Origin of the sequence: Xanthovirga aplysinae (genome assembly GCF_009711365.1) — a bacterium.
GTDB classification, from domain to species: Bacteria; Bacteroidota; Bacteroidia; order Cytophagales; family Cyclobacteriaceae; genus Xanthovirga; species Xanthovirga aplysinae.
Window position 1 is genome coordinate 1 of record NZ_SMMB01001254.1, and the last position, 15,090, is coordinate 15,090.

The following is a 15,090-nucleotide window of genomic DNA, read 5'->3' on the forward strand; positions in this document are numbered from 1 at the left end:
AAACGTTTGTGAATTATGAGTAACGAGAAAATAATCTTTTCAATGGCGGGAGTTAACAAAGTGTATCCGCCAAATAAACAAGTGCTTAAAAACATCTACTTATCCTTTTTTTATGGGGCCAAGATAGGTGTGCTGGGTTTAAATGGTTCGGGGAAATCTTCCTTATTACGAATCATAGCTGGGGTGGATAAAAATTTTCAGGGAGAGGTAGTGTTCTCCGAGGGTTATAGCGTGGGTCTTCTCGAACAAGAGCCTCATCTGGATCCCGAAAAAACGGTTCGTCAGGTAGTTGAGGAAGGTGTACAAGAAATTGTGGACCTGCTTAAAGACTTTGATGAGATCAATGCTGCTTTTGCTGATCCGGAGGTATTGGAAAATCCTGATGCCATGGATAAATTAATTAGTAGGCAAGCCGAAGTTCAGGAAAAGTTGGATCAACACAATGCCTGGGAATTAGAAACCCGACTCGATAAGGCCATGACCGCTTTAAATTGTCCTGATCAGGAGCAAATAGTATCAAGTTTGTCCGGAGGGGAAAAAAGAAGAGTGGCCCTTTGTCGCCTACTTTTGCAAGAGCCAGATGTATTACTGTTGGATGAGCCCACCAACCATTTAGATGCGGAATCGGTACAATGGTTAGAACATCATTTACAGCAGTATAAAGGAACAGTTATTGCTGTAACCCATGATAGGTATTTTCTGGATAATGTTGCGGGATGGATTTTGGAGTTAGATCGAGGTGAAGGAATTCCCTGGAAAGGAAATTATTCTTCCTGGCTAGATCAAAAGCAAAAAAGATTGGCCCAGGAAGAAAAAACCGAATCCCGTAGGCAGAAAACTTTGGAGAGAGAGCTTGAATGGATCCGAATGGCACCAAAAGCACGGCACGCCAAATCAAAAGCGCGTCTTGGGGCCTATGAAAAACTGTTAGGGGAGGAAGCCAAACAAAAAGAAGCTAAACTGGAACTATTCATTCCTGCTGGGGAACGATTAGGAACCCAAGTGATGGAGGCCCAGGATGTAGCGAAAGCTTTTGGAGAACGTTTGCTGTATGAGAACATGAATTTCAATCTTCCTCAAGGAGGAATTGTAGGCGTAATTGGGCCAAATGGTGCCGGAAAAACCACTCTGTTTAAGATGATCACGGGTAAAGAATCTCCAGATAAAGGATCCTTTAATGTAGGGTCAACCGTGGATATTGCCTATGTTGATCAAGAGCATGATAATCTGGACCCCAACAAAACAATCTGGGAAACCATTTCTGAAGGAAATGAGCAATTGGAATTGGGAGGGAAAATGATCAACTCCAGAGCCTATGTAAGTAAGTTTAATTTTAGCGGTGGAGATCAACAAAAAAAAGTCAGCCAGCTTTCTGGTGGAGAAAGAAATCGGGTTCACTTGGCCATGACCTTAAAACAAGGAGCAAACCTTCTTTTGCTTGATGAGCCTACCAATGATCTGGATGTGAATACCTTACGGGCTTTGGAAGATGCGCTTGAAAATTTTGGGGGGTGTGCAGTAATTATTTCTCACGACCGTTGGTTCTTGGATCGGGTAGCGACCCATATTTTGGCCTTTGAGGGAGATTCAAAAGTATATTGGTTCGAAGGGAATTTCTCGGAATATGAAGAAAACCGAAAGAAAAGACTGGGCGATCTTACTCCTAAAAAGTTTAAATACAAAAAGTTTGTCTAAGCAATACGATATTTGAAGGTTTCAGCGTATTAATTCTGAATTATACTAAAAAAGGAGTTAGCGATTTTGCTTACTCCTTTTTTAAACAGTTAGAAATACTTAATAAAATTTAAATCAGCCTTTAAAACAATGCGAAAATCTCTTTTTTCCCTATTCACCTTAATGGTAGTTTCCTTATTGATGACTTCTTGCCTTGAAGTAAAGGAAAAGTTGTATATGAAAAAGAATGGTAAAGGCAATTTTAGTTTAACCATTGATATGAGTCAATCTAAATATATGCTTAACATGATGCAAGCCATGGCCTCAGAAGAAGAACAGCAGAAAACTGAAGCAGGGTTAAATAAAGCCAAGTATCTGTTTAGCAAAAAAACGAGTCAATTGGAAAGGATGAAAGGGGTTAGTAATGTGCAGCAGAATAATGATGATAGTAATTACATCTATTCTATTTCTTTTGACTTTGACAATGTAGAAGCTTTGAATAAAGCCATCAATGCCACTATTGATAATAAAAAGAATGCCATTGAAAGGGAGTTTTTTACCTATGACAAGGGAGAGTTAGTCCGTTCAGATGTTATTGATTTAAAGGGAGTGATTGAGAAGGAATTGAAAAATGAGAAAAGTCCGTTGAAAAATGTTGATCCTTCTACAATTTTTAAGGACGTGGCCTATTTAACAGATTATTCTTTTGATAGAAAAATAAAGAATGTAAGTAATAAGTCTTCGATTATTTCTGAGGATGATAAAAACGTTCGTATTAAGTATTATTTATTTAGAGATAATGCTGCCAACCAAGGAGTCGGTAATAGAATAAATATTTAAAAGAAAATGGCCTCAAGTTTTTCAATCTTGAGGTCATTTTTTATCCACCTATCTTTCAGAACAATTCTCCTTAATTAATGTCGAGTCATTTTTGACGATCGCATCACCTTCCCCTCGGTTAAGGTCTGTCAATTTAGGCTGACCTGCATCAACCCAACAAGTATACCAAAAATCCCCGATCATTTTGACAGCCCTTCGCATTTGCCTTTCTACCTGGTCACCCAATAATTTATGATAGGCTCTGGAATAATCTAAAGAATAATTAATAGTTGTATTTTGTCCTCTTTGCACTGGAGCATATTTTTTATCCGATGGAAATTGAAGGGAAAGATGTTTCTCAAATTTCAAAACAGAGTCTACGGCCATATGAGCATCCTTAACCCCTTTCCATGCATTTTTTTGAGGGCTTTTTAGATATTCGGCCCGCCCCACAAATAGGTCATAATTATTCATGAACAGTTCGGGTAATCTGGATTCCCAAAACCCGTGGATACCATTTTGACCACTCAATTGTCCATTATAATTCTGGGTGGTATGTAAGGGTACGTGTGCATCGGCTATGTAATGACCTATTTCAGCGGATAACTTCAAAATTTTTTCTGAGTCTCTGTCTTTGAAAGCTTTGGTGAGATAGTTTTTCATTTTAAGTATATGCCAAGGGACTATTCCATATTTTTTTAGAGTATCTTCCGAAATTAAATCTACAGCATCGTTCCAATAGTGAGGCATTTTAAATCGGAGACTGTCTGAGTATACATCTAAATCTATAAAATGACGGGCCGCTTCTTCCTCCACAGCATACCTTCTTTTGTCCGGATCCACCGCATGGTCAGAAAGATAATTAATATGTTTTTTGTAAAAAGGAAACATTTCAAGAGGTAGAGTAAAGACTGCTAGTTTATTGATTTGCCTATGAGCATAAAAGCCCCAGGATTGCGTGGAAGAGTGGGATAGAAGAATTGCAAGAATAATTAAAAATAATTTTTTCACTAGGCTCTTGTTTTCTCAAGTGGATTGTATGAAAGAGACTGAAGTTCTGAGAATTTAAAGGAAATTCCTGGAAAATTCTTTACTGAAAGTATGGCTTTCTTACTCATGGAAAGCCAAAAATTGACCTCACTATCTCAAGTTTATACCTCTACCTCAGATTAGCTTTCTCAAAACCAAAAAAGCTATATTTCAACTTCTTAGTTGGTGATTTCATAAATTAAAGCAATCTAAGGCTTTGCGGTTTAAAGAATATAGTTTACATTTGCAGTCCTGAATTGAAGAGGAGATATTTATTTTGAATCGTATATAAGATGGCAAATCACAAATCAGCATTAAAGAGAATCAGATCAAACAACGCTAAGCGTCTGAGAAACAGATATTACGCAAAAACTACAAGGACTTTCATTAAGAGATTAAGAAAGACTACCGACAAGGCTGAAGCGCAGGAGCTGTATAAAAAAGTGTCTTCTATGCTTGATAAATTGGCCAAAAGAAACATCATTCACAAAAACAAAGCAGCCAATAACAAATCTAAATTGGCGAAGGTAGTAAGCAGCTTGTAATTTTAAAGTTGTTAGAAAAGATTTTTAGGCCTTATTCTTCCTTTAAGTTAGAATAAGGCCTTTTTGTGCTTCAAAAAAACTTCCCAATGTAAGGAATTCTGTTTTTATTTCTATTAGAATCGTTGTAACTTCTATTCTTCTCTAAAAGTCCCCCAAATATACTGCAGGAGCCCGCTACTATTTTCTTGTTCAATTAAATCATTATTTATGGAGTACCCCCATTCGCATTTGGCTATTTCTAAATGGGCGGAAGAGGATCGTCCCAGGGAAAAATTACTGTTAAAAGGAAAATCCTCTTTAAGCAATGCAGAATTAATAGGAATATTGATTGGATCGGGTCATAAATCTATGAGCGCTGTGGAGCTTTCAAAGCAGATTTTACAAGATGTAGGCAATAACTTACATGAATTGGCTAAATTATCTGTGGCTGATCTTCAAAAATTTAAGGGAATAGGAGAGGCCAAAGCGATAAGCATTGTAAGTGCATTAGAACTGGGGCGTCGAAGAAAAGAAATGCAACCCAAACAGCGGCCACGTATTTCTTCTTCGGCCGAAGCCTATGAACAAATTAAGCCCGATTTGCAGGATTTACCTCATGAAGAATTTTGGATTATTCTACTAAATCGGGCAAATGATCTCTTAAAAAAGCATATCATTAGTTTGGGAGGGCTCACAGGGACTGTGGCGGATCCAAAAATTATTTTTAAGGAAGCCATTAATAGTCGGGCAGCAGCCATGATTTTGGTTCATAATCATCCTTCCGGAAATTTGAAACCAAGTCAGGCAGATATTAAATTAACCAGAAAGTTAAAAGATGCTGGGGATTTACTGGAAATTACTGTCTTGGACCATCTAATTTTTACCGACCATGCCTATTTTAGTTTTGCTGATGAAGGGATGATGTGATTTTTTTCAAGAATCTTTTCCCTTTATTAAGAAATCCCTCAACTTTTCTTCGGACTTTTAGTATAAATTAATTTAACATAGAAGGATTTTTTTGTTGGGGTATTTTTTGAAAAAGAAGTTTCTACGTCCATGAAGAATATAAAAATTGTTTATGTGATTGTTGCCTTAATTATTGGCGCAATCTTTTTTTATTCCCTAAAAGGAGGGAAAGAGTCAAAAGAGGACTATTCGACCCGTATCAATAAAGAACGAAAGGAGAAGGATCGGTTTATGCGCATTTCTGATGAATCCCCATTTTCTGAAAAAATGAAAAAAACTTTCAAGGGGCTTGATTATTTCCCTCCTAATCAAAAATTTAGAATTAATGCTCGTCTTATTCCAATTGGCAATCAAAGCCAAATAGAATTGCCTACAAGTAGTGGACAGAATAAAGTTTTTACTCGTTATGCTTATGCCGAGTTTAAGTGGGAGGGAAAATTGCAAAACTTACTACTTCTTCGTTCTGAGGATGAAGAAGATCCCAAAAAGCTTTTTTTAATCTTTTCCGATGCTACAAGTGGGGAGGAAACTTATGGTGCTGGTCGCTATATAGATTTAGAGTTAAAACAAAAAAATCAGATCGAAATTGATTTTAACAAAGCTTACAATCCATACTGTAATTATAATTATAGCTACAGTTGCCCTTTTCCACCCAAAGAAAACCAATTAAAAGTAGCGATAAGAGCAGGAGAGAAAACCTACGAAAATAATGATTAAACCTACGGTTCAATAGTTGGAAATGTTTATTTTTGCTCTTTAAATGAAATTCTATTAAATAAACGATTGTAATGAAGATTTCAATTGACTGGTTAAAACAGTTTATAGATATAGATCAACCTACTCAAAAAATTGCTGATTTGCTTACTGCTTCCGGTTTGGAAGTGGAAGGGATTGAAACATTTGAAGTGGTCAAGGGAGGCCTAAAAGGGGTGGTTATTGGGGAAGTGCTCAGTTGTGAGAAACATCCTGGTGCAGATAAGTTAAGTAAAACTACGGTTGACCTTGGTAATGGAGCTATTGTGCCTATTGTTTGCGGTGCCCCAAATGTTGCTAAAGGTCAAAAAGTACCTGTAGCTACAGTGGGAACTACATTATATACTTCTTCAGAGGAATCTTTTAAAATCAAAAAATCAAAAATTCGAGGAGAAGTATCGGAAGGGATGATTTGTGCCGAAGATGAATTAGGCCTTGGTTCATCTCATGAGGGTATCATGGTTTTGGATACCGAATTACCTAACGGAACCTCATTGGCATCTTTTTTTAATTTGAACAATATTGAGGTTCTGGAAATTGGATTAACTCCAAACAGAGCAGATGCAACCTCTCATTTGGGAGCAGCCAGAGATTTACAGGCTTTAACGCAGCAAAAAGTGAAACTTCCTTCGGTGGATGCCTTTATGGTTGAAAAACCAGGCACACCAATTGAAGTGGTAGTTGAAAACCCGGAAGCTTGTTCTCGTTACTCGGGTTTATACATAAAAGGAGTAAAAGTACAGGAATCTCCAAAGTGGCTAAAAAGAAGACTACAATCCATAGGGCTTTCTCCCATTAATAATATTGTGGATATTACCAACTTTGTACTTCATGATCTGGGGCAACCCTTACATGCATTTGATGTCGCTAAGATTAAAGGAAACAAAGTGGTGGTAAGAAATGCTGTCGAAGGGGAGTTATTTATCACTCTGGATGAAAAAAAGAGGACTTTGACCAAAAATGACCTGATGATTTGCAATGCTGAAGAAGGCATGTGTATCGCGGGAGTATTTGGAGGTATAGAATCCGGAGTAAACGAAGGTACGACGGATATTTTTCTGGAAAGTGCTTATTTCTCTGCAGATTATGTGAGAAAGACTTCACAATCTCACGGCATACAAACTGACTCCAGTTTCCGTTACGAAAGAGGGACAGACCCTAATATGACGGTTTATGCCCTGAAAAGGGCGGCACTCTTAATAAAAGAATTGGCCGGTGGTACAATTGCTTCGGATATCATAGATATTGCCTCAAAAAAGTTTGAAAATATCGGTATTCCCATGACCTATAAAAACATTAACAGGTTAATTGGAATTGAAATCAATCGAGAAAAAATCAGGGAGATTTTATTGGGATTGGATATTGAATTGATTAATGAAACTGAGGAAGGTTTTATAGCTTCTGTTCCTGCCTACAGGGTGGATGTAGTACGAGAAGTAGATGTTATAGAGGAGATTTTACGAATTTATGGTTATGATAATATCCCAATCACCTCGAATTTAAAAAGTAGTTATTTGGCAGATTTTCCGGAATTAGATAAGGAGAATTTTCAAGCCGATATAACTAAATTACTTGCTTCCAATGAGTTCAATGAAATCATAACAAATTCCTTGACAAAGCCTGTGTACGCCGAAAAAACGGAGGCTTTTGATGAAGGGGATAACGTGTTAGTTCTTAATAAATTAAGTGAAGATTTGGGGGTGATGAGACAATCTTTACTTTTTAATGGATTGGAAGTAGTTGCCCACAATATTAATAGGAAGCAATCCGATTTAAAACTTTTTGAGTTTGGCAGAACTTACTTTAAGGATAAAGAAAAGTATAGAGAAGAAAATCGGCTTGGGATTTATATGACTGGAAATCAGCAATCAGAAAGCTGGAGGGCGAAAGCACAAAAAATTGATTTTTTCGATATTTCTGGCGTTATTAACAAAATATTGAAAAAGTTCAATATTCAAAAATATGATACCGAACTGGTCAATAATTCCATATTTGAATATGGCTTGCAGATTAATGTCAATAAAAAAACTGTTGTGGCTTTCGGAAAGGTAAATCAAGCCCTCAATCAGTTGACAGAAGTAAAACAAGAAGTGTTTTATGCTGATATTGACTGGGACTTTTTGATAAAAACAGGAAAAGAAGGAGTGCTTTATGAGGAAGTTTCCAAATTTCCTGAAGTTAGCAGAGACCTTTCATTGGTGATTGACAAAAAGGTGAGCTTTGAAAAAATTAAACGAATTGCAACTGGCAATGCGTTTCAGTTGATTCAAAGAGTAAATGTATTTGATATTTATGAAGGAGAAAATATAGGTGCAGATAAAAAGGCTTATTCTATCAATTTTATTCTTCAGGATAAATCAAAAACATTAACGGATAAGATAATAGATAAAACCATGACCCGGCTAATAACTGCTTTTGAAAAAGAGCTGGGAGCAATAATTAGAAAATAATGGGCAGTCAGGATAAAATGATCACTGAAATCCAGGGACTTGAAAGAAAAGTAAAGCTTCTTTTGGGTAAATATCAGGCCTTAAAAGAGGAAGTAGGCCTTTTAAAGAGCGAAAATGAGGACCTGAGATCTATTATCCGTATGAAGCAGGAGAAAATTAATAATTTTCAAAATAAAATTAAAATTAGTAAAATTGTAGATACTATAGCAGTAGAGAAGGACGAAGCTACTGAGCTTAAGCAGACAATTGATGAGTATATAAAAGAAATTGATAGGTGCATTGCGCACCTGGGAGAATAATATATTTTTTTTAATGGGAGAGCTTTCATTGAAGATAAAGATTGGGGATCGTGAGTATCCCATTAAAGTTTCCGAAAAAGAGGAAGCGGAAAGAATGAAACTCATTGGAAAAGCACTCAATGAAAAGATCAAAAAATTCAGTAAGGAGTTTGAAATAAACGATAGACAGGATTTGTTGGCAATGATTGCCTTTGATCTGCTAGTAAAGGATTATAAAGAAATGCAGATCCGAAATAAGAAGGAAGATCATCTGCAAGAAAAAATTTCAGGTATGAATAACATGATCTCGGACGTGCTGTAATTTATTTTTTTACCCATATTCCCTATTAATTTCTCACTTATTAATTCCTGTTAAGCGGGTAGTTTTTAAATCTGCTGAGTAGTCAGTTATATTTTCCAAATTAAAGATTTAAAAATGAACGATACCCTCATATACATCCTCATTGCTTTATTGGCGGGAGGAGCTGGATATTTCATTGGGCGTTCTCTTCTTAGTAAGCTTCGAAAGGAGGAGGAAGAAAAGGCCAAAGAAAAGGCGGATTTGTTATTAAAGGAAGCCAAAATAAAGGCTGAAAGCATTAAAAGTAGTAGGATTTTGGAGGCTAAGGAAAAATATCTAAAGCTAAAATCCAATTTTGATGAAGAAGTAAACCGTAAAAAAAGTCAGATTTCCACTAATGAAAATAAGCTTAAACAAAGGGAACAAACCCTCAATAAACAACTAGAACAAAGCAAAAGAAAAAATGCCGAACTGGACGGCATAAAGGAAAAGCTTGCTAACCAGCAGGAGGCAGTCAATAAGAAAAAAACGGAATTGGACAAAGCACTTTTGCAGCATGTAGCCGAGCTTGAAAAGATCGCCAATATGACCGCTGAGCAAGCCAAGGAGAGCTTGGTGGAAACTCTAAAAGATGAAGCCCGTACAAAAGCTTCTTCTATGATAAAGGAAATTATTGAGGAAGCTAAATTGACCGCTACCAAACAAGCCAAGAAAGTTGTTATTGAAACAATTCAACGCACAGCCACCGAGCATGCTATTGAAAACTGCGTTTCTATTTTCAATATTGAAAGTGATGATATAAAAGGTAAGATTATTGGGCGAGAAGGTCGAAATATTCGTGCTTTAGAAGCAGCCACAGGTGTAGAAATTATTGTTGATGACACTCCTGAAGCCATCATTATTTCAGGATTTGACCCTGTGAGAAGGGAAATTGCCCGTCTCTCTCTCCATCGATTGGTTACGGACGGAAGGATTCACCCTGCTAGAATTGAAGAGGTGGTTTCTAAAACACGAAAAAATATAGAGGAAGAAATTGTCGAAATTGGGGAAAGAACTGTAATTGATTTGGGTATTCATGGATTACACCCCGAGTTGATAAAAATGGTTGGCCGAATGAGGTTCCGTTCTTCCTATGGCCAGAACCTACTGCAGCACTCTCGTGAGGTGGCCAAGCTTTGTTCAACCATGGCAGCGGAATTGGGTTTAAATGCTAAATTAGCTAAAAGGGCTGGATTATTGCATGATATTGGAAAAGTATGGCCAGAAGAACCAGAGTTGCCACATGCCATCTTAGGTATGGAGCTTGCCAAAAAGTATAAAGAACATCCTGATGTTTGTAACGCCATTGGAGCCCACCATGATGAGATTGAAATGACTACAATGATTTCTCCGGTGATTCAAGCTTGTGATGCCATTTCTGGATCAAGACCAGGTGCGCGTCGAGAAGTGATGGATTCCTACATTAAACGTTTGAAAGAGCTGGAAGAATTGGCCTTAGGTTTTGATGGAGTGAATAAGTGTTATGCCATTCAGGCAGGTAGAGAGTTGCGTGTAATGGTAGATGCCGAAAGTGTAAGTGACCAAAAAGCAGGCGCCCTTTCTTTTGAGATATCGCAAAAAATTGAAAAGGATATGCAATATCCGGGGCAAATTAAAGTAACAGTTATTCGGGAAATGAGGTCCGTGAGTTATGCCAAATGATGTAGGGTGAAAAGTTGAATATTACTTTAGTATTCCACCTGTCAACCTATTTCAGGACGGGACAGTACCAATAAAAAAGCGTCAATATTAAAATTGGCGCTTTTTTTATTAGGTTAAAAGACAGACTAACACCTTATTGAAATGTTCTAAATTAAAAATTCCATATTTGGTCAGGCAGGATTTAGCTTCAAATCCAGCACCGAAAGTAAATCCTTAAAAGTTTTGATTGATTCTATATCCTTATCAGCAATTTCAATATCAAATTCTTCCTCCATATTAATTATTACTTCATAAAAATCCACGGAGTCGATACCCAATTGAGAGACCAGGTCTTGATCCTCCTTTAAGGTGTCCAATACACTCTCATCCTCAAGATATGGCTTAATAATACTTTTTAACTTCTCAATTTTCTCATCCTTTTCCATAAGATTTTCTATTTAATGGTAGACCAATTTGCAATAAAATAAGTTTAGAATATCAAACCTTTTTATCGATTTTTAGAAGTGCCTACTTCTGTAATTTATATTATTAACCAGCTAATTTGAATTATGTTTGAAGTCTGGGGGTCTCTAGCCTTTTCCATGGTTAAAGGGTTTTGTGAAAAGGTTAAATTAGTGAAATGGTCTTTAGGAGATTTAGAAAAAGCAAACAGGTACCAAAGGTGAGGTTACAGATTTTATTCTTCCTTTTAATGAAATCAAAAGTTCACTTTAAAACATCTAATATTTTGTGGATAAAAAGAATAGTCAAATACAGAGTGATCTAATTTAACCTTCCCATTTTCTAATAATTACACAGGAATTTACATCCCCAAATCCAAAACTGGCCTTTGCCAAGGTGTGGATACCCACATTAGTCTTAGCCTTGTTTAGGATTTTTTTTGGATCAGCGATTTTTTCAATTTCCGGATGCAAATCTTCGCAATTAAGAGAAGGATGTACAAAATCCTCCTTTAATTGAAGAACAGCTGCTACTGATTCGACTGAGCCTGCAGCACTTAAACAGTGGCCAACCATGGATTTAAGAGAATTGATATAGGGAAATTGATCTTTTTTTCGTCCCATAGCCTCACTCCAACCTGCAACTTCAATGGGATCACCCATTGTGGAAGTTAAATGCCCACATATTAAATCAATTTCTTCAGGAGAAGTTTTGCTGTCCTTTAATGCTTGCTTGATGCATCGTATGATACCCATTCTGTTTGGTGCTGTCATGGTCCCACTTCCCCTTTGTCCACCTGAATTTATGCTTCCGCCAACTATTTCCGCATAAATATTTGCATTACGTTCAAGAGCAGAATCTAAACTTTCCAATACTAAGGCACCTGCTCCTGCTCCAGGGACAAAACCTGTGGCAGACTTACTCATAGGCCTTGATGCCTTGGTAGGAGCATGATTAGAAGTGCGGTTTAAAACCCTCATTGAGTCAAATCCTCCCCAAACGTAAGGTCCTTCACTATCACAACTTCCTGCAATCATTCGTTTCGCCATTCCGAATTTAATGCGATAAAATGCCTCAATAATGGCCTCGGTGCCTGTACTACAGGCTGAGGAATTGGTGGTTACCTGATTACCACATCCTATTATTCCTCCAACATAGGCACTAATTCCACTTGACATTACTTGCTGGGTAACCCTTCCTCCTAGCTTTCTCACTTTTCCCACTTCAATTAACTTCAAGCCAAAAGCTATGGCTTCAATTCCGGAGATTCCAGTTCCAAAAATGCATCCGCTATCCCAGTCAGGTTCACTTTCTCCTCTTCCCTTGAGTGGGAGACCAGCATTTTTCCAGGATTCTGTGGCCGCCATACAACCATAAAGAATTCCTGAACTTTTGAGGCTCACTAAATGGTAGTTTTTTATAAAGTCATTTTTTTCATCCTCCGAAAGCTGAGGAATTCCGGCTACCTGGCAACCGAATTTTAATGTAGAAAGATCTTTTTGAAAACTTATACCTGAAATGCCCGCTTTTAGTGCTTTGGTAAAGTCTGAAATTCCAACTCCATTGGGAGAAACAACACCTAAACCTGTTACTACTACTCGATTTGTCATATAAACGGCCTTTTTATCAAAACAACTGAATGAAATTCAAATGCAATCAGCACAGGTTATCCAGTATCCAGTTCGTTTGAAAATCCTAAGGGATGAAAAATGAAATGAATTGAAGGGAGATTTTGTGGAATTTCTCTCCTTTTAGTCAGAGAATTTAATTTAGAAACGTTGTGGTTTGATACAGGCATGAACAATTTAAATATTCGCTCCTCTACCATATAATTAATTATATCATAATTTGTTTAAATTTCCAAAGAAATGGCTAGCAAAAAGGGACAAAAACTCCCTTATTCATATTTGTAATTATACTTGTTTAGAGGGGAAAAAATATGTTTTCTTAAAAGATGTTTTGGAGAAATGTGCTGTGAAAGGAACTGCCTCTTTTTATTAAAACAGTAGTCAACGCAATATTACTATCTGGTCTTTTTGAAATTTTACTCCTTGGTTTGGGTTTATTTTGAATAGCGGGGAAATTACCCTTTTCTGGGGGAATTTTGTTTAGGAAAAATAATACTAGAGGGAGGAATCTTGCCCCAAATAAATTCTAAATATAATCTTTTATGGAACTCAATTGAATCAATTTCTTTCAGACAAAGATATTAAGTAAGCTCAGTAAATTTTGGCAGCTTTTACCCATAAAAAAAGCACAAACCATAAAAGCGGTCTGTGCCATTTTATATTTTTGTTTCTATTTTGCAACCTTTACAAGGTTTAGCAAATTCGTAATAGAAACTTTATATTACCTTAATTCTTTTTATTTTTTCAAGGCTTTCACAACCGTATCCCCTATATCAGCAGGAGAATAGGATACATGAATGCCACATTCTTCCATGATGGCAATTTTTGCTGCAGCTGTGTCTTCCGCCCCACCAATAATTGCTCCTGCATGTCCCATTCTTCGACCTGGAGGCGCTGTTTGACCAGCAATAAATCCAACAACTGGTTTTGAATTACCATTAGCTTTCACCCATCGAGCAGCTTCAGCTTCATAATTTCCTCCGATCTCACCAATCATTACGATAGCTTCTGTTTCTGGATCATTCATTAGTAATTCTACAGCTTGTTTTGTAGATGTTCCAATGATAGGGTCTCCTCCAATACCAATTGCCGTTGAAATACCAAGACCCGCTTTACCAATTTGATCTGCAGCTTCGTAAGTTAATGTTCCTGATTTAGAAACTACTCCGACACGTCCTTTTTTAAAGACAAATCCAGGCATAATACCAACTTTAGCTTCTCCAGGGGTGATAACACCTGGGCAATTTGGCCCGATCAAAGTGACGTCTTTTCCTTTTAAATATTCTTTGGCGATCATCATATCCTTTACAGGAATCCCTTCTGTAATAGTAATGATCACTTTGATTCCAGCTTCTGCTGCTTCCATGATGGCGTCGGCTGCGAATGCTGGCGGAACGAAAATAATGGAAACATTTGCTCCAGTGCTTTCCACTGCATCTTGTACTGAATTAAATACTGGTCGGTCAAGGTGTGTTTGTCCACCTTTTCCTGGTGTCACTCCACCTACGACATTCGTTCCGTATTCAATCATTTGAGAGGCATGAAAAGTCCCTTCTGACCCTGTAAACCCTTGTACGATTACTTTAGAATCTTTATTTACTAAAACACTCATGTTTGTCCGTTTTAATTTTGCACAAAAATAGAAGAATTAGTTTCTTTCCCAAAAGAAAAATTGGAGAGAATAACCAATAACCGTTTAGATGGATTCACCTAATATATCCTAAAGTAAAAGGGGCGTCTCCTTTAAAAAGAAGGTTGCAACAATTTGATTGTGAGCATGACCTAGAGATTGGAGGTTATTTAAAACGGTTTAAAGAAAGGTCCCATTCAAATGGCATAAACGTAATCTGGAGGTTTTCCTGTTTTACTGCATCCTGATACCCATATTTTTTCAAAAAAGATTTCACTCCCTTAGACCCTCTAAAATCAGCTAAAAACCATTTAAAGAATTTTGGAATGCACAGTGAATTTTCTCCGTCTTTAAAGCTCACTTTAGTCTCTAGGTATTGACGTGTCGCATCGTTTATTTGTTTGTTAAAGCTTTCTTCGTCGAAAATGTGGATATAAGGACTGGCAAGGGCCCCACAATTAAGGGCAAAATGGATTCTGGGGTCAACCCTCGAAACTCTAAGCTGCCTTTCGGCATGAGATACGTTGGGTTTATTCAGGTATCCAAAACTAATTTTTGCTTTAGATCTTCGAAGGATACCATGTTCGATATCATCTAGGCTTAACCGGACACTAGCAATTATGACTCTTTTTCTAGTATAAAAAAGATCTCTGTTATTATATAAGGATTTGTCGGCCTGTAAAATTATTTGCACGTAGGCGTTATATACATTGAGCCAAAAAGCTTTCTTTTTTTCATCCGAATTCAGGTTTTCCGTCAATTCCCAAAGAGAGACTTGTTCTAAAGTAGCCATGAAAGAAAAAAAATCACTCTTTTCTTTTACCGCCAATAGTAAATTTTTTGATATCTCGACGAAATTATTATCCATTTTTGCTTATTGCCCTTTTGAACTAGTT

The 15,090-nt window shown here is 37.0% G+C and carries 14 protein-coding genes; 9 read left to right on the plus strand and 5 right to left on the minus strand.

Annotated features, from left to right (window positions below):
• Positions 1-15: 15 nt before the first annotated feature.
• Both ettA and E1171_RS19455 read left to right on the plus strand, forming a co-directional pair.
• Positions 16-1,695, plus strand: a complete 1,680-nt coding sequence (gene ettA, locus E1171_RS19450) for an energy-dependent translational throttle protein EttA (RefSeq protein ID WP_155207728.1) — start codon at positions 16-18, stop codon at positions 1,693-1,695.
• Positions 1,696-1,824: 129 nt separating this feature from the next.
• Positions 1,825-2,514 carry a hypothetical protein gene (locus E1171_RS19455; RefSeq protein ID WP_155207729.1) on the plus strand — a complete coding sequence of 230 codons (690 nt, stop codon included), beginning with the start codon at positions 1,825-1,827 and terminating at the stop codon, positions 2,512-2,514.
• 48 nt (positions 2,515-2,562) lie between these two features.
• Here the strand turns inward: E1171_RS19455 and E1171_RS19460 are convergent, their stop codons facing one another.
• Complete coding sequence (locus E1171_RS19460; RefSeq protein WP_187696543.1) at positions 2,563-3,504, minus strand: zinc dependent phospholipase C family protein; 942 nt, start codon at positions 3,502-3,504, stop codon at positions 2,563-2,565.
• Between the two features lie 311 nt (positions 3,505-3,815).
• On the opposite strand from E1171_RS19460, the gene rpsT reads away from it, so the two are divergent.
• From rpsT to rny, 7 genes are all read left to right on the plus strand, one after another.
• Positions 3,816-4,067, plus strand: a complete 252-nt coding sequence (gene rpsT, locus E1171_RS19465; protein ID WP_155207730.1) for a 30S ribosomal protein S20 — start codon at positions 3,816-3,818, stop codon at positions 4,065-4,067.
• 207 nt (positions 4,068-4,274) lie between these two features.
• Complete coding sequence (radC, locus tag E1171_RS19470; RefSeq protein WP_155207731.1) at positions 4,275-4,973, plus strand: RadC family protein; 699 nt, start codon at positions 4,275-4,277, stop codon at positions 4,971-4,973.
• Between the two features lie 129 nt (positions 4,974-5,102).
• Complete coding sequence (locus E1171_RS19475) at positions 5,103-5,729, plus strand: DUF1684 domain-containing protein (protein ID WP_155207732.1); 627 nt, start codon at positions 5,103-5,105, stop codon at positions 5,727-5,729.
• A 71-nt stretch (positions 5,730-5,800) separates the two neighbouring features.
• Positions 5,801-8,215 carry a phenylalanine--tRNA ligase subunit beta gene (pheT, locus tag E1171_RS19480; protein ID WP_155207733.1) on the plus strand — a complete coding sequence of 805 codons (2,415 nt, stop codon included), beginning with the start codon at positions 5,801-5,803 and terminating at the stop codon, positions 8,213-8,215.
• Positions 8,216-8,232: 17 nt separating this feature from the next.
• Positions 8,233-8,514 carry a hypothetical protein gene (locus E1171_RS19485; RefSeq protein ID WP_155207734.1) on the plus strand — a complete coding sequence of 94 codons (282 nt, stop codon included), beginning with the start codon at positions 8,233-8,235 and terminating at the stop codon, positions 8,512-8,514.
• 13 nt (positions 8,515-8,527) lie between these two features.
• Complete coding sequence (locus tag E1171_RS19490; protein ID WP_155207735.1) at positions 8,528-8,815, plus strand: cell division protein ZapA; 288 nt, start codon at positions 8,528-8,530, stop codon at positions 8,813-8,815.
• A gap of 114 nt (positions 8,816-8,929) precedes the next feature.
• Positions 8,930-10,495, plus strand: a complete 1,566-nt coding sequence (gene rny, locus E1171_RS19495; RefSeq protein ID WP_155207736.1) for a ribonuclease Y — start codon at positions 8,930-8,932, stop codon at positions 10,493-10,495.
• Positions 10,496-10,665: 170 nt separating this feature from the next.
• Here the strand turns inward: rny and E1171_RS19500 are convergent, their stop codons facing one another.
• The 4 genes from E1171_RS19500 to E1171_RS19515 form a co-directional block, all read right to left on the minus strand.
• On the minus strand, positions 10,666-10,920 hold the full coding sequence (locus tag E1171_RS19500; protein ID WP_155207737.1) for an acyl carrier protein: 255 nt from the start codon (positions 10,918-10,920) through the stop codon (positions 10,666-10,668).
• A 342-nt stretch (positions 10,921-11,262) separates the two neighbouring features.
• Positions 11,263-12,546, minus strand: a complete 1,284-nt coding sequence (locus E1171_RS19505) for a beta-ketoacyl-[acyl-carrier-protein] synthase family protein (RefSeq protein WP_155207738.1) — start codon at positions 12,544-12,546, stop codon at positions 11,263-11,265.
• A 754-nt stretch (positions 12,547-13,300) separates the two neighbouring features.
• Positions 13,301-14,176 carry a succinate--CoA ligase subunit alpha gene (gene sucD / locus E1171_RS19510; RefSeq protein ID WP_155207739.1) on the minus strand — a complete coding sequence of 292 codons (876 nt, stop codon included), beginning with the start codon at positions 14,174-14,176 and terminating at the stop codon, positions 13,301-13,303.
• Between the two features lie 184 nt (positions 14,177-14,360).
• Positions 14,361-15,062, minus strand: a complete 702-nt coding sequence (locus E1171_RS19515) for a DUF547 domain-containing protein (protein ID WP_155207740.1) — start codon at positions 15,060-15,062, stop codon at positions 14,361-14,363.
• Between the last annotated feature and the right edge of the window lie 28 nt (positions 15,063-15,090).

Excerpts from the sequence above, each read along its gene's own strand:
- ettA (WP_155207728.1), top strand. The coding sequence starts at position 16 with ATGAGTAACGAGAAAATAATCTTTTCAATGGCGGGAGTTAACAAAGTG.
- E1171_RS19455 (WP_155207729.1), top strand. The coding sequence starts at position 1,825 with ATGCGAAAATCTCTTTTTTCCCTATTCACCTTAATGGTAGTTTCCTTA.
- rpsT (WP_155207730.1), top strand. The coding sequence starts at position 3,816 with ATGGCAAATCACAAATCAGCATTAAAGAGAATCAGATCAAACAACGCT.
- radC (WP_155207731.1), top strand. The coding sequence starts at position 4,275 with ATGGAGTACCCCCATTCGCATTTGGCTATTTCTAAATGGGCGGAAGAG.
- E1171_RS19475 (WP_155207732.1), top strand. The coding sequence starts at position 5,103 with ATGAAGAATATAAAAATTGTTTATGTGATTGTTGCCTTAATTATTGGC.
- pheT (WP_155207733.1), top strand. The coding sequence starts at position 5,801 with ATGAAGATTTCAATTGACTGGTTAAAACAGTTTATAGATATAGATCAA.
- E1171_RS19485 (WP_155207734.1), top strand. The coding sequence starts at position 8,233 with ATGATCACTGAAATCCAGGGACTTGAAAGAAAAGTAAAGCTTCTTTTG.
- E1171_RS19490 (WP_155207735.1), top strand. The coding sequence starts at position 8,528 with ATGGGAGAGCTTTCATTGAAGATAAAGATTGGGGATCGTGAGTATCCC.
- rny (WP_155207736.1), top strand. The coding sequence starts at position 8,930 with ATGAACGATACCCTCATATACATCCTCATTGCTTTATTGGCGGGAGGA.
- E1171_RS19500 (WP_155207737.1), bottom strand. The coding sequence starts at position 10,920 with ATGGAAAAGGATGAGAAAATTGAGAAGTTAAAAAGTATTATTAAGCCA.
- E1171_RS19505 (WP_155207738.1), bottom strand. The coding sequence starts at position 12,546 with ATGACAAATCGAGTAGTAGTAACAGGTTTAGGTGTTGTTTCTCCCAAT.
- sucD (WP_155207739.1), bottom strand. The coding sequence starts at position 14,176 with ATGAGTGTTTTAGTAAATAAAGATTCTAAAGTAATCGTACAAGGGTTT.
- E1171_RS19515 (WP_155207740.1), bottom strand. The coding sequence starts at position 15,062 with ATGGATAATAATTTCGTCGAGATATCAAAAAATTTACTATTGGCGGTA.